This is a genomic window from Rhizobium sp. R634 (assembly GCF_002211305.1).
Taxonomy (GTDB): domain Bacteria; phylum Pseudomonadota; class Alphaproteobacteria; order Rhizobiales; family Rhizobiaceae; genus Rhizobium.
Genome location: NZ_LOKW01000024.1, coordinates 288,784 through 303,199, shown reverse-complemented (window position 1 = coordinate 303,199; position 14,416 = coordinate 288,784). Strand labels below are relative to the sequence as shown.

At 62.3% G+C, this 14,416-nt stretch carries 12 protein-coding genes; 5 read left to right on the top strand and 7 right to left on the bottom strand.

The features are described 5' to 3' along the window. Nucleotides 1-63: 63 nt before the first annotated feature. The 4 genes from pgl to ATY77_RS21925 form a co-directional block, all read right to left on the bottom strand. On the bottom strand, nt 64-762 hold the full coding sequence (gene pgl, locus ATY77_RS21940) for a 6-phosphogluconolactonase (RefSeq protein ID WP_088688827.1): 699 nt from the start codon (nt 760-762) through the stop codon (nt 64-66). A 10-nt stretch (nt 763-772) separates the two neighbouring features. Then, nucleotides 773-2,248: a glucose-6-phosphate dehydrogenase gene (zwf, locus tag ATY77_RS21935; RefSeq protein ID WP_088688826.1), complete on the bottom strand. Its 1,476-nt coding sequence runs from the start codon at nt 2,246-2,248 to the stop codon at nt 773-775. Between the two features lie 134 nt (nt 2,249-2,382). Then, nucleotides 2,383-3,678 carry an FAD-binding oxidoreductase gene (locus tag ATY77_RS21930; RefSeq protein ID WP_088688825.1) on the bottom strand — a complete coding sequence of 432 codons (1,296 nt, stop codon included), beginning with the start codon at nt 3,676-3,678 and terminating at the stop codon, nt 2,383-2,385. A gap of 10 nt (nt 3,679-3,688) precedes the next feature. Then, nucleotides 3,689-5,125 carry a glutamine synthetase family protein gene (locus tag ATY77_RS21925; RefSeq protein WP_088688824.1) on the bottom strand — a complete coding sequence of 479 codons (1,437 nt, stop codon included), beginning with the start codon at nt 5,123-5,125 and terminating at the stop codon, nt 3,689-3,691. Nucleotides 5,126-5,234: 109 nt separating this feature from the next. On the opposite strand from ATY77_RS21925, the gene ATY77_RS21920 reads away from it, so the two are divergent. The 4 genes from ATY77_RS21920 to ATY77_RS21910 all read left to right on the top strand — a co-directional run bounded on the left by ATY77_RS21920 (nt 5,235) and on the right by ATY77_RS21910 (nt 11,571). Further along, a complete protein-coding gene (locus ATY77_RS21920; RefSeq protein ID WP_088688823.1) occupies nt 5,235-6,434 on the top strand; it encodes an NAD(P)/FAD-dependent oxidoreductase in 1,200 nt (399 codons plus the stop codon). 177 nt (nt 6,435-6,611) lie between these two features. After that, on the top strand, nt 6,612-6,743 hold the full coding sequence (locus tag ATY77_RS33400; protein ID WP_280950758.1) for a hypothetical protein: 132 nt from the start codon (nt 6,612-6,614) through the stop codon (nt 6,741-6,743). Between the two features lie 309 nt (nt 6,744-7,052). Beyond that, entirely contained in the window at nt 7,053-9,584 is a 2,532-nt protein-coding gene (locus ATY77_RS21915) for a methyl-accepting chemotaxis protein (protein WP_088688822.1), read from the top strand. 139 nt (nt 9,585-9,723) lie between these two features. Beyond that, nucleotides 9,724-11,571 carry a methyl-accepting chemotaxis protein gene (locus ATY77_RS21910; protein ID WP_088688984.1) on the top strand — a complete coding sequence of 616 codons (1,848 nt, stop codon included), beginning with the start codon at nt 9,724-9,726 and terminating at the stop codon, nt 11,569-11,571. Here ATY77_RS21910 and ATY77_RS21905 read toward each other — a convergent pair. Next, on the bottom strand, nt 11,544-11,771 hold the full coding sequence (locus ATY77_RS21905; RefSeq protein WP_088688821.1) for a hypothetical protein: 228 nt from the start codon (nt 11,769-11,771) through the stop codon (nt 11,544-11,546). The two genes, ATY77_RS21910 and ATY77_RS21905, sit on opposite strands and share 28 nt — an antisense overlap. 89 nt (nt 11,772-11,860) lie before the next feature. Here ATY77_RS21905 and ATY77_RS21900 point away from each other — a divergent pair, with 89 nt between their 5' ends. Further along, nucleotides 11,861-12,730: a LysR family transcriptional regulator gene (locus tag ATY77_RS21900; protein ID WP_088688820.1), complete on the top strand. Its 870-nt coding sequence runs from the start codon at nt 11,861-11,863 to the stop codon at nt 12,728-12,730. An 81-nt stretch (nt 12,731-12,811) separates the two neighbouring features. On the opposite strand, the gene ATY77_RS21895 is transcribed toward ATY77_RS21900, so the two are convergent. Together ATY77_RS21895 and aceA are read right to left on the bottom strand one after the other, a co-directional pair. Then, nucleotides 12,812-13,048 carry a hypothetical protein gene (locus tag ATY77_RS21895; protein WP_088688819.1) on the bottom strand — a complete coding sequence of 79 codons (237 nt, stop codon included), beginning with the start codon at nt 13,046-13,048 and terminating at the stop codon, nt 12,812-12,814. A 21-nt stretch (nt 13,049-13,069) separates the two neighbouring features. Beyond that, nucleotides 13,070-14,359, bottom strand: coding sequence for an isocitrate lyase (aceA, locus tag ATY77_RS21890; RefSeq protein WP_088688818.1), 1,290 nt, complete (start codon nt 14,357-14,359; stop codon nt 13,070-13,072). Nucleotides 14,360-14,416: the final 57 nt, after the last annotated feature.

Genomic DNA, 14,416 nt, shown 5'->3' with positions numbered 1-14,416 from the left:
ATCCCTGCCTTGTTCTGGTTCGTCTCTGTCTGTTCGCTGGTTCCGGCGGCCTGTCGGGCCGTGTCAGGGAGCCCAGTAGATCTCGACCGGGGAAGTGGCCCGGCGCAGAACGGCGCGGATCGGCATTTCTGCCTCGTCACCGCTGCCTTCCGCCTTGGCGAGAACGTCTTTTTTGCCTTCGCCCTCAATATGGAGAATGAGAAGTTTGGCATCTTCGAGAGCGGAGAAGGTGAATGTCAGGCGTGGCTCGCCGGCTCCTTCCGCTTCCATGGTGATGATGCCGCGCGGCGTCTGCGCATCGAGCGCGAGGCGCAGATTGCTGCCGCCGGGGAAGAACGACGCCGTATGGCCGTCTCCGCCCATGCCGAGGATGACGACATCGAAAGGGATGCCGATCTCGGCGCTTTTCGCCGTTGCAAGCCTTGCTGCCTCCTCGACGGAAGCCGCCGGCTGGTAGAGCGGCACGAAACGGGCCGCTTTGGCCTTGTTCTGAAGAAGATTGGCATCGACCAGCAGGTGGTTCGAGCGCGCATTGTCGGCCGGCACGAAGCGTTCGTCGACGAGGGTGATCGTCACCTTGTCCCAGGCGATGTCGCGCGTCGACAGCACCTGGAAGAAGACTTTCGGCGTCGAGCCGCCGGAAACGGCGATGGAGGCCGCTCCGCGGGCGGCGATCGCCGCCGAAAGTGTGTTAGCGACCTTATCGGCGAGACTGTCGGCGAGGTCTGCGGCACTGGCGAAGGAATGCAGGGTCGATGCCATCGATGTCTTCCTAGATGTTGTCGTGCCAGGTGCGGCCGTCACGCTCGATCAGTGCGATGGCCTGGCTCGGGCCCCAGGTGCCGGCCGTATAGCCCTGCACCTGCTGGCCGGTCGTTTCCCAACCCTTGAGGATCGGATCGACCCATTTCCATGCGGCTTCGACTTCGTCGCGGCGCATGAACAGGGTCTGGTTGGAGCGGATCACGTCCATCAGCAGACGCTCGTAGGCGTCGGGATTGCGGACATTGAAAGCCTGGGCGAAGCTCATGTCGAGCGAAACATTGCGCAGCCGCATGCCGCCCGGGCCCGGATCCTTGATCATCAGCGACTGCTTGACGCCTTCATCCGGCTGCAGGCGGATGATCAGCTGGTTCTGGCTGATGCGGCCGGCGGCCTGGTCGAAGATCGCATGCGGGATCGATTTGAAGGTGATGACGATTTCCGAAACGCGGCCGGCAAGGCGCTTGCCGGTTCTGATGTAGAAGGGAACGCCCGCCCAACGCCAGTTGTTGATCTCGGCCTTGATGGCGACGAAGGTCTCGGTGTTGGAGACGCCGCCTTCGAGCTCTTCGAGATAGCCTTTGACCGGGCCGCTGCCCGATGCGCCGGCGCGATACTGGCCGCGCACCGTCGCCTGCTCGACATTGGAGGCGTCGAGCGGCTTCAGCGCCCGCAGCACCTTCAGCTTTTCGTCGCGGACGGCTTCCGAATCCATCGAGGAGGGCACTTCCATCGCCGTTAGGCAGAGGAGCTGCAGGATGTGGTTCTGCACCATGTCGCGCAGGGCGCCGGCAGTATCGTAATAGCCGGCGCGCCCTTCGAGGCCGACGGCTTCGGCAACGGTGATCTGCACATGGTCGATATAGTTGGCGTTCCACAGCGGCTCATAAAGCGCGTTGGCAAAGCGCAGCGCCATCAGGTTCTGCACCGTTTCCTTGCCGAGATAGTGATCGATGCGGAAAATCTGCTCTTCCTTGAAAGCGCGGCCGATATTGTCGTTGAGCTGCAAGGCAGACGCCAGATCGCGGCCGATCGGCTTTTCGACGACGATGCGGGTCGACTTGGTGATGAGCTTGTGGTCGTGAATCTTCTGGGCGATGTCGCCGAAAATGCCTGGCGCGACCGCGAGGTAAAAGGCGCGCACGCGATCCTTGCTCTCATCGAGCAGCTTCTTCAGCTGATCCCAGCCGGTATCTGTACGCGCATCGACGGAGACGTAGTAGAGACGGGCGCAGAATTTTTCCACTTCAGCGTCGTCATACTCGCCCTTCTTCAGGTGTTCCTTGAGCGCGTCGCGGGCGAACTTGCGGTATTCCTCATGCGTCAGCGGGCTGCGCGAGGCGCCGATCACGCGGGTCGGTTCGCCGAACTGGCCTTCGATCTGACGGTGATAGAGGGCCGGCAGCAACTTGCGCTCGGCAAGGTCGCCGCTGCCGCCGAAGACGACGTAATCAAAAGGCTCAACGGGAATGATCTGGCTGCTCATGAGCTTGTCTCTCAATCAGGCTGGTTGACGGCCCTTTTAATCTAATCGATTTAAAAAAGCCAGTGTGCAGTGCAATGAATCTGTCAGGCACCGGTTTTAGAGCGAATTTCCCTGAGAGGAAATCCGCAAGCGGACTAAAACTTGTCGCGAAGCGCAAACCACGACAAGGCAAGGAAAAGTAGAGGCGCCCGCATGCGGGCCCCGCCCGGAAAGGCTGGAATATCGAGCGATTTGAACAGGTCGAGATCGCCGGATTTGCCAAGTACCGCTTCCGCGTAAAGCTTGCCACAATAGTTTGACAGCATGACGCCATGGCCGGAATAACCGCCGATCGAGGTGACGCCGGGCATGACCTCGCGCACGAAGAGTTCGCGCGGCATGGTGATGCCGACCGAACCGCCCCAGGCATGGGTGATTTCGATGTCTTTCAGGGCAGGATAGATCTCGCTGATCTGCCTGCGGATATGCTGCGAAATGTCTCGCGGATTGTCTGCCGTATAGGCCTCGCGCCCGCCGAACAGCAGGCGGCCTTCGAATTTGCGGAAGTAGCGCACGACGAAGCGCGAATCGGCAACGGCCTCGCCTCCCGGCAGCACATCGGGATGCCGGTCGAGCGGGATGGTCGCGCCGATGAAGGAGCGGATCGGCATGACATGGCTTGCCGTCACCGGCTCCAGATTGCCGATATGGCCGTTGCAGGCGATCAGCGCGCGGTCGGCGGTGATCGTCCCTCTCTCGGTTTCGATCGTCACCTTGCCGCCGCCCTGACGAATCGCTGTTGCCTTGGTCATCTCGAAGATGGCAGCACCCGCATTGGCGGCGACCCGCGCGAGGCCGATTAGCAGCTTCAGCGGGTGGATATGTCCGGTGCCGACATCGCGCACGCCGCAGTGGAAGCGCTTCGAGCCGAGCCTTTCCTGCGTCTCGTTCTTGTCCATGAAGCTGATGTGCGGATAGTCGTAGCGCTGCGCGGCGATCTCGGCATTCTGACGATAGTCGCGTTCGTAGCTCGCCTTGTGCGCGACGTTGAGCTGGCCGGGCACGAAGTCGATCTCGATCTGATGCTCTCTTGCGAAATCGAGGAGATGGCGCTTGGCCGTCTCGGCGACATCGAACAGCGCCTTCGAGCGTTGGTAGCCGATCTTTTCCTCGAGTTCTTCCGGCCACCATCGCTGGCCGGTGCCGAGCTGGCCGCCATTGCGCCCCGACGCCCCGTCGCCGAAGCGGTAGGCCTCGATCAGGATGACCGAAACGCCTGACCTGGCGAGATTATAGGCGGCCTGCAATCCGGTATAGCCGCCCCCGACGATGGCGACGTCGCATGTCCTCGAGCCGTCGAGCGCGGGATAGGTGGGCCGCTCGCCGACCGTTGCCTGATACCAGGATAGTCCCGGGGAGATCGGGCTCTGCCACATCTCTTGTGGTGCCATGACGATCCCCTCACACGTTGAGCAGAAGGAATTCCCGCTCCCAGGGGCTGATCACCTGCATGAAGGTTTCGAACTCGCCGCGTTTGACGCCGGCATAAAGGCCGATGAACTGCGAACCGAACACCTCTTCGAAGGCGGGCTCGTCCTCCATCAGCGCCACGGCTTCCAAGAGGCCGCGCGGCAGGTCGATCGAACCCTCATTGGCCGAATCCTCCGTCGGCGCCGTCGGCTCGATCTGCTTCATGATGCCGAGCAGGCCGGACGCGAGGGAGGCAGCGAGCGCCAGATAGGGATTGGCGTCCGAACTCGGCAGCCGGTTTTCGACGCGCCTGGCCTGCGGATCGGAAACCGGAACGCGGAAAGCCGTCGTCCTGTTGTCGTAGCCCCAGGCATTGTTGACCGGGCAGGACATGTCAGGCTGCAGGCGCCGGTAGGAATTCACATAGGGCGCGAGCATCGCCATCGCGCTCGGCACGAATTTCTGCATGCCGCCGATGAAATGGAAGAATTCCTTCGAGGCCGATCCGTCCGGATTGGAGAAGACGTTCTTGCCCGTCTCGATATTGGCCACCGACTGGTGGATATGCATCGCCGAACCCGGTTGGCCCTGCATCGGCTTGGCCATGAAGGTCGCGTAGATGTCGTGCTTCAGCGCCGCCTCGCGGATCGTGCGCTTGAACAGGAACACCTGGTCGGCGAGCTCGATCGGATTGCCGTGGCGCAGGTTGATTTCGAGCTGGGCCGGTCCCTCTTCATGGATCAGCGTGTCGATCTCCAGGCCCTGTTTTTCCGAGAAATGATAGATGTCGTCGATCAACTCGTCGAACTCGTTGATGCCGGCGATCGAATAGCCCTGGCCGCCGAGGATCGAGCGGCCGGACCGGCCTTTCGGCGGGTGTAGCGGATAGTCGGGATCGTCATTCTTGGCGACGAGATAGAATTCGATCTCGGGCGCGACGATCGGCTTCCAGCCGCGGTCGTGATAGAGGCTCATGATCCGCTTCAGCACGTTGCGCGGCGTATAGGGCACTTCCCCGCCGTCCGAATCGACGATGTCGCAGATCACCTGCGCCGTCGGATCAGTCTCCCAGGGCACGACAGAAAGCGTCGACAGGTCGGGCATCAGCTTCAGGTCGCTGTCGCGCGGCTCGTAGCGGAAGCTCTCGGTCTCCTCGGGATATTCGCCTGATATCGTATGCCGGTAGATCGCCGAAGGCAGCGCCAGCGAGGTGTTCGAGGTGAATTTCGAGCTCGGCATCATCTTGCCGCGCGGCACGCCGGCAAGGTCCGGCGTGATGCATTCGATGTCTTCGATGCCCCTGGCCCTCAGCCACTGCGCTGCTTCCTTCCAGTTCGCAACGCCGCGCAGGGATCCGGGGTCCGGAGGTGTCTTGGTCGAGGCGGATACGTTTCTGGCAGGCTTCAGCGTCGTCTTTTTTGGGGACATGACACACCGGTTTGGTTGATCGTGGCGCCATCATAACCGGACTTTGCCAATTGGCGAGGGGTTGAGAACGTTGACTTTCGCCCTTTGATGGAAAAAGAAGACGCGACTTTTGATCGGGGAAACGGGTTTGCAGCGCAAGAGCGACGTCATCGTCATCGGCGCCGGGGCGGCGGGCATGATGGCGGCCATCCGCGCGGGAAAGCGCGGCCGTTCCGTCGTGGTCCTCGACCATGCGAGGGCGCCCGGCGAGAAGATCCGCATTTCCGGCGGCGGTCGCTGCAATTTCACCAATATTCATGCCGGGCCGAAGAACTTCCTCTCGACCAATCCGCATTTCTGCAAGTCGGCGCTTGCCCGTTTTACGCCGGCCGATTTCATCGCGATGGTCGAGCGCCACGGCATCACCTGGCACGAAAAGACGCTCGGCCAGCTCTTTTGTGACGAGAGCGCCAAGGACATCATCCGTATGCTGCTCGAAGAGATGCGCGCGGCCGGCGCGGCGCTCAATCTCGGCACCGAGATCACAGGTGTCGAAAGGGCAGGGGACGGCTTCCGCATTTCGACCGGTGAGGGCGTCTATGAAGCATCGTCGCTGATCGTTGCGACGGGCGGCAAATCGATCCCGAAGATGGGCGCCACCGGCTTTGCCTATCGCCTTGCCGAACAGTTCGGCCTGCCGGTGCTGGAAACCCGTCCCGGCCTCGTGCCGCTGACCCTTGATCCCGGCCTGCTCGAGGCCATCGCGCCGCTTGCCGGCATTTCCGCGCCTGCCGAAATACGCCATGGCAAGACTGCCTTCCGCGAAGCGCTGCTGTTTACCCATCGAGGCCTCAGCGGACCAGCGATCCTGCAGATCTCTTCCTATTGGCGCGAAGGCGACGAGATCGTCGTTTCAATCGAACCGGACATCGACATTGCGGCGCAGTTGAAGGCGGCAAAGCAGCGCAATGGCCGCCAGTCGGCGCAGACGGCGCTCGGCGATATCCTGCCGAAGCGGCTGGCGCAGTTTCTCGTCGAGCGCGAAAAGATCTCCGGCAACATGGCCGACATGCCCGACAAGACGCTCATGCGCCTTGCAGCCAGCGCCCAGAACTGGCCGGTCAAACCTTCCGGTTCGGAAGGCTACCGTACCGCCGAGGTGACGCTCGGCGGCATCGATACGGCTGCGCTCGATTCCCGCAGCATGGAGGCCAAGGCCGTTCCCGGCCTTTATTTCATCGGCGAATGTGTCGACGTCACCGGCTGGCTCGGCGGCTATAATTTCCAATGGGCCTGGGCCTCCGGTTTTGCGGCCGGCGAATACGCCTGAAGCGTTGTTTTTCTACACGTCGCTCCGGCATATATTAGCAATGTCGATTCAAGACTTCTTAATAGAGGTGCGCCATCCTGTCTCAATTGGCGGTTTGCAGAGTTCTCCCTAAATTAAGCTTTACGGACTGGCCGATTTGTTGGATTGTTGTGTCACATGAGAAGTGAGGTTTCGAGCATGACCAGAAACGCACGACGCGCCCGCGCCATCGCAATTGCCAAGGCAAAGCCGAACGCCCTGCATTATCTCATGCTCGCCGCCGGTGCCACCGCCGCCAGCCTCGCACTGCTGCTCTCGCACTTCCTCTGATCTTGCCGGCAGGCACGGAACGAACCGTGTGATGTCGTCATCGCGGCCCGCTGGCCGCGGCCCATAATTACAACTATTTCACTACCTTGGCTTAAGTCTGCCTTACCGCTTATCCGAAAATTAATATCTAATCTGACACAATTGCCCGCGAATGTTTTGGGCGTCTCCAAGTTGTTTGGAAATGAACTGGCAATGACTGCCGCCTGGCCTCCGGGTTCCCCAGTGTAAACAAGAACAGCTCGATGCGTACCCGGCTGGCGCCATGTGGCCGCCTGCGGGAGGAGTGATGTATGAAAGGCCCGGAACGCCATGTTGATTGATAAGATTCTTTCCCGTTTCAGGATCAAGACGAAGGTTCTGATCTTCGTTCTGCCCTTCGTGGTCACCATTTCGGCCGTGGGCCTGACCGGCCTCTACGCGTCGGGCCTTCTGCAGGGTCGCATGGAGATCTCCAACAGCGTCCTGCAGTCGCTGAGTGGCTTCAAGGATCTCTATGGTTCCATGGACGACTTCCTGCGCATCACAAGCCCTGAGGCGCGCGACAAGCTGCTTGCGGACCTGAAGACCCAGCAGGGCGTGCTCGACGCGACGCTGAACCAGGTCGGCGAACAGGCTGCCGGCCGCGATAGCCTTGCCGAAGCGTCGCGCCGCACCAAGGACGTTTCAGGCGTCGTCGACAAGCTTTGGGCGCTGCATGAGCAGGAAGTGGCGCTGCATCAGTCGATCGACGCGGCGCAGAAGAGCCTGATCAGCACCCGCTTCACGGTCTCCTACCAGGCCGACGAACTGCAGACCGCGCTCCAGCGCGACGAAGGCGATGCCACCATCACCCTTCGCACGGCCGACCGCCTGCTGAAGGGCGGCGATTTCCTCGGCAGCGTTGCCAGCGGCTACAGCAAGCCGCAGACGCCGCAGGACAAGATCGCCTACATCAAAGAACAGCTGCCTCAGGTTACGAAATCCCAGCGCCTGATCGCCATCTCGGTTCCCACCAACCAGAAAAACGTCATCGACTCGCTGGCCGCCACCATCGACAGCATCAAGACGATCGCCGAGATGCCCGCGCCGACAGACGAGAACATCGCCGAACTCGGCCGTCTCGTTTCGCGCTTCCGCCAGACATCCACCTATACGCAGCTGACCGCGACGCAGAAGATGCGCGAGGCGACGCAGCGCTTCGCCGATCTCGAAGGCCGCATCGCCCAGACCAACTCTGTCCTCCAGGATACGCGGCGCCTCGAAAATTCCGTCTATTCGTTGCAAATCGTTCTTTCCGATTTCCTCGCCAACTCGAGCAAGGAGAACCTGGTGCGTCTGCAGCAGCAGGCCGGCACGCTTGGCAAGGACATGCAGGTGCTGACCACCAGCGCCAAGGGCATGGGCTTTGCCGAAGGCATTTCCGGCGCCATCCAGCCGGCGCTCGATGTCATCTCCGGCGGCGGCTCGAAGATCGTCGATACGATCGCTCAACGTGTCACGGCCTATGCTGCGGCCCGCCAGGAACTCGACGATATCTGGAGGAAGCTCACCGATTTCGCCGAGCTGCAGAAGCAGACGGCCGGAACCGAGCGCACCCAGGCAAACAGCATCTCCGTCATGACCACCGGCCTCGGCATCCTGCTCTCGATCCTCGGCGGCATTGCCCTGGTGCTGACGCTGCAGCGTCCGATCAGCCAGATCACCGCCGCCATGCGCCGCATCGCCGAAGGGGCGCTGGATACCAGCATCTCCGGCGAGAAGCGTTACGACGAAATCGGCGACATGGCCCGCGCGCTCGGTATCTTCAAGGAAAACGCCATCTCGAAGATCCGCATCGAGGAGCAGAGCGACGAGGAACGCGCCGCCGCCGAACACGAACGTCAGCGCAACGACGCCGAAAAGCGCGAGATGGATCGCCAGATCGAGTTCGCGGTCAATCAGCTCGCCGCCGGCCTCGAACGCATGTCGCAGGGCGATATTTCGACGACGATCGAAACGCCCTTCATCGGCCGTCTCGAACAACTGCGCCAGGATTTCAACGGGTCGATGATGCGCCTGCAGGCGACGATGAGCCAGATCCGCGACAATGTCGAACTGATCCAGGGCAACGGCAACCAGATGGCCCAGTCAGCCGAAGATCTCTCCAAGCGCACCGAACAGCAGGCTGCCTCGCTCGAGGAGACCGCGGCTGCCGTCGATCAGATCACCGTCACGGTCCGCTCTTCGGCCGAGCGTGCGAAGGATGCCGACCAGATCGTCCGCCAGGCCAAGCGCAGCGCCGATGACTCCGCCGTCGTCGTCAGCAACGCGATCGATGCGATGGGCCGCATCGAGGATGCCTCGCGCCAGATCGAGCAGATCATCGGCGTCATCGACGAGATCGCCTTCCAGACCAACCTGCTGGCGCTCAACGCCGGCATCGAGGCGGCGCGCGCCGGTGAAGCCGGCAAGGGCTTTGCGGTCGTCGCCATGGAAGTGCGCGAACTCGCCCAGCGTTCCGCAGCCGCGGCCCAGGAAATCAAGGGCCTCATCAACAAGTCGACCAACGAGGTCAGCTCCGGCTCGCAATTCGTGCAGGAGACCGGCACGGTGCTCGCCAAGATCAGCGCCCAGATCGTCACGATCAGCCAGCATGTCGAGATGATCGCCCGCGCCAGCCACGATCAGTCCAACGCTCTGCAGAGCGTCAATGCGACGGTCAACCAGATGGACCAGATGACGCAGCAGAATGCCGCGATGGTGGAAGAGACGACCGCTGCCAGCCGCGAACTCGCCGACGAGGCGGACTCGCTGCGCCGCCTCATTCAGCAGTTCAAGATCGACGGCGAGGCGGCCGTGGCGCCTGTCTACCGCGCCGCCTGATCGTCGATCGCACTCTTCCAGAAAGGCGGAGACGTGCCGAAACGAGGCGGCTCATTATCTCCGGCAGCCCTGATTCACGGAAAATTTTCCTTAACGCTTTTCGGCTAATTTAGCAGTGGTTATCCTGCCGGGGGTTTTGATGCTGCGCCTTTTCTCTACGTCGATCGTACGCCAGATCGTTGCGATCACGCTGTTTCTGCTGGCTGTCAGCACCGCCGCCATCGTCGGCGCGACCTATTACAATCTGAGCTACCATGTCATGGACGGGGCCGTTGCCGACGCCAGGGACGCCACCCGCGCGATGGCCGTCCTCTACGGCGCGGCCGATCAGGCTGCCAAGATCGACGTGAAGGACAATCAGCTCGCCGCCGTCACCGAAGACGCCATTCCGGCCCTTGCCGATCATTCGCTGGTCGACCGCACGGCGCAGTCGATCGCAGGTGTTGCGACCATCTTCCAAAAAGAGGGCAGCGATTACGTCCGCATATCGACGAACGTCAAGAAGGAAAACGGCGACCGCGCCGTCGGCACCAAGCTCGTCGCCAATCATCCCGCCCAGCCGGTTCTCGCCAAGGGCGAAGCCTATTACGGTCCGGCGGATCTTTTCGGCCGCAAGTTCATGACCGGTTATTTCCCGATCAAGAACGCGTCGAACGCCAATGTCGGCCTTCTCTTCATCGGCATTCCGATGGAAGTCTATTACGAGCGCCTCAATGAGCTGCAGATGCTGGTTCTCGGCGTCGGCCTCATCGTCATGCTGCTCGTCGGCGTGCTTGCCTATTACACGATCCGCCTGTCGGTGAAGCCTTTGCTGGCGTTGACCGCGAGCGTCCATTCGATCTCCTCGGGCAATCTCGAAGGAGAGGTTCCCTGCATCGCGAAGAAAAACGAGTTCGGCGAGATCGGCCGGGCCTTGGCGCTCTTCCGCGACAGCGCCCGCGCCAAGCGCGATCTGGAAACGCAGGCCGCCGAACAGCGTGCGTTGAGCGATGCCGAACGCGCCAGGAACGATGCCGACAAGCGCTCGCTCGACAGCCAGATCGATTTTGCCGTCAACCAGCTGGCGGCCGGCCTCGGACGCCTGTCGCAGGGCGATGTCTCGCAGACGATCGGCACGCCTTTCGTCGGCCGTCTCGAGCAGCTGCGCATCGATTTCAACGCGTCCCTGCTGCGGCTCCAGGATACACTGTCGGGTATCCGTGACAGCGCCGCGACGATCCAGCGCAACAGCGGTGCCGTCTCCGCCTCCGCCGACGAGCTTTCCAAGCGCACTGAGGCACAGGCGGCCAGCCTGGAAGAGACCGCAGCCGCAGTGGAGGAGATCACCGTGACGGTTCGTTCTTCCGCCGAGCGTGCCCGGGAAGCGAACAGTGTGGTCGCTGCCACCAAGAAAACGGCCGACAACTCCGGCGCCGTCGTTGGCGACGCCGTCGCCGCCATGGAGCGTATCGAGGAGGCTTCACAGCGCATCGAGCAGATCATCGAGGTGATCGACGACATCGCCTTCCAGACCAATCTCCTGGCGCTGAACGCCGGCATCGAGGCGGCGCGCGCCGGTGAGGCAGGCAAGGGTTTTGCCGTCGTCGCCCAGGAGGTGCGCGAACTCGCCCAGCGTTCGGCCGATGCGGCGCGCGAGATCAAGTCTCTGATCGAGACATCGAGCCGGGAAGTGACCGCGGGCTCCGAGCTAGTCCAGAAGACCGGCAGCGTGCTTGCCTCTATCAGCCACGAGATCATCGCGATCAGCGGCCACGTCGAGACCATCGCGACCGCGAGCCGGGATCAGTCGGCCGCGCTGCAGGAGGTCAACGGTTCGGTCAACGCCATGGACCAGATGACCCAGAAGAATGCCTCGATGGTGGCCGAGACGACGCAGGCAAGCCGCCTGCTGGCGGGCGAGGCCAATATGCTGATGACGCTGATCGAGCGCTTCCGTATCGGCGCGGAGTCCGCATCTGCTCACCTGACGGCCAGGAAAGTCGCCTGAACCCCGCAGCCGCCGTCGGTTTGGGCCGGCGGCGTGCGGCCTTTTCGCCATCTGAGGTCGATCGACGTCAGCCAGGTGGCGAAACGAATAAGCGGGCTGTCTCCGAATTCGGTATAGAATTCGTCCTCGCTCGGTCTCGAACGGCATCGCCAGGAATATTGAGTATCGCGGATAGCTGCGATTGCGACCATGTCGATCATGGGAATGTCCTTTCGTTGCAAGACATCACCTGATTTAAGCGTCAAATTTCTCTTCATAAATAGAAGAAATCCCGCTATGTTTTTCACCGATGAAAAACGCCAACTGGGATTCCTATCAGCTTTTCCTGCAAGTCGCCCGGCTCGGCGGTCTCACGGGGGCAAGCACCGCAAGCGGGCTCAGCCCCGCCACCGTCGGCCGGCGCATGCTCGACCTCGAGCAGGAGATCGGCCGCGCCCTGTTTTCGCGCAGCCAGACCGGCTACCGCCTGACGCAGGATGGCCAGGCGCTGCTCGATCATCTGCAGGAAATGGAAGCCGCGGCCCGCAAGGTGGAAGCATGGCGCCAATCCGGTGATGGCGGCACGACCGTCAGGGTTGCCGCCGGCACCTGGGTCGCCTGGCTGCTGACGGAGAATTTTGCGGCAATCCGCATGCCGCGCGACGCCTTCGCCATCGCGCTGACCATCGGCGAGGCGCGGGCGAGCCTTGCCTATCGTGAGAGCGATATCGGCATTCGTGCCTTCGAGCCGGCGGAGGCCAATCTTGCCGCGCGTCTGCTCGGCGAGGTGGCCTATGCCGTCTATGTCAGGCGCAATGCCGCCGAAACCGACGAGCGCTGGATCGCGGTCGCCGAGGAGGAGGCGATATCGACCTATCTGCGCTGGCCGCATGCCAATGCCGCTGGCGGCATCGTCGCCACCGTCAACCGTCCGCGTTCGCTGCCCGATCTGGTGCGCGCCGGCGCCGGCAAGGCGGTGCTGCCCTGTTTCGTCGGCGATCTTCATCCGGAACTGCAGCGCCAGGGCGCCGAGCTGCCGGAACTGCGCCACCGGCAATGGATCGTCATGAATGCCGAGGACCGTCATCGCCCGGAGATCCGCACCGTTGCCGACCGCATGACGAAGCTCATCAGAAGTTATGCCGATCTTTTCGCCGGAAAGCGGCCAAGCCGCGGCTGATGTTGCGACGGAGCGCCGGCGCATCTCGGGGGGCGCTCCGATTTTAAAGTTGGGGCCGAATCCGGCGGGCCGCCGTCTTCGTCACTGCCGGTTGGTGACGACGACGGGGATCAGCAGGTCGCCCCAGTTGCCGTCGCCGCCGTGATGGCGAGCCGAGCGCACCAGCTCGACCGAGACGCCGGCCTCGACGGCTTTCATGACGGATTGGTTCAGCCGGTGCAGGTCGTTGGCGAGCATGCGGATCGTCGTCTGCTGATCGTCGCTCATGCTGCTTGCCTGCTCTTCGGCCCGTTCTCGTACGCGTGCGATGGATGCCATGGTCTTCTCCTCCTCTTCAGGTTATTCCGCAGCCGGTTTGAACTGCGCGTGCTCGGTTGAATCATGCATCGCCGTGGTCGAGGACCGGCCGCCGGTGATGGCGAGCGAGACGGCGTCGAAATAGCCGGTGCCGACCTCGCGCTGATGTTTGGTGGCGGTGTAGCCGTTGACCTCGGCGGCGAACTCCGCCTCCTGCAGCTCGGAATAGGCCGACATCTGCCGCTGCCGGTAGCCGCGGGCCAGCTCGTACATCCCGTAGTTCAGCTGGTGGAAGCCGGCGAGCGTGATGAACTGGAACTTGTAGCCCATCGCGCCGAGCTCGCGCTGGAACCTGGCAATCGTCGCCTCGTCGAGGTTCTTCTTCCAGTTGAAGGAAGGCGAGCAGTTATAGGCGAGCAGCTTGCCGGGATAGACCTTGTGCACGCCTTCGGCAAAGCGCCGCGCCTGGTCGAGGTCCGGCTTCGAGGTCTCGCACCAGATGAGGTCGCAATGCGGCGCATAGGCGACGGCCCGGGCGATGCAGGACTCGATGCCGTTCCTGACCTGGTAGAAACCTTCGACCGTGCGGCCGGCATCGTAGTCGACGAAGGGCTGGTCGCGCTCGTCGATATCAGATGTCAGGAGCTTTGCCGCTTCCGCATCGGTGCGGGCAATGACGAGTGTGGCAACGCCCATGACGTCGGCGGCAAGGCGGGCGGCGTCGAGATTGCGGATATGGGCGGCCGTCGGGATCAGCACCTTGCCGCCGAGATGACCGCATTTCTTCTCCGAGGCCAGCTGATCCTCGAAATGAACGCCGGCCGCACCCGCTTCGATATAGGCTTTCATGATTTCGAAGGCGTTGAGCGGCCCGCCGAACCCAGCCTCCGCATCGGCGACGATCGGCGCAAACCAGGTGTCGACGGAAAGGCCCTGACCTTCCGAAGTCTCGATCTGATCGGCGCGCTGCAGCGTGCGGTTGATGCGTTTGGCAAGCTCGGGGCCGGCATTGGCCGGATAGAGCGATTGATCGGGGTACATGGCAGACGCCGTATTGGCGTCGGCCGCCACCTGCCAGCCGGAGAGATAGATCGCCTTCAGCCCAGCGCGCACCATCTGCATGGCCTGGTTGCCGGAAAGCGCGCCGAGCGCGTTGACGAAGTCCTCCTGATGCAGAAGCCGCCACAACCGGTCCGCCCCCATTTCGGCCAGCGTATGGGTGAGCGTCACCGAGCCCCTGAGCCGCCGAACGTCATCGGCGGAGTAGGGCCTCTCGATGCCGTCGAAACGGGTTGCCGACGTGTTTGGGACGAGTTTGTAAAAATCGGTCATGCTGCTCTCCTCGCTGAATCCAATGCAAAGTGGATGCGTGACAAGATTGACAATAAC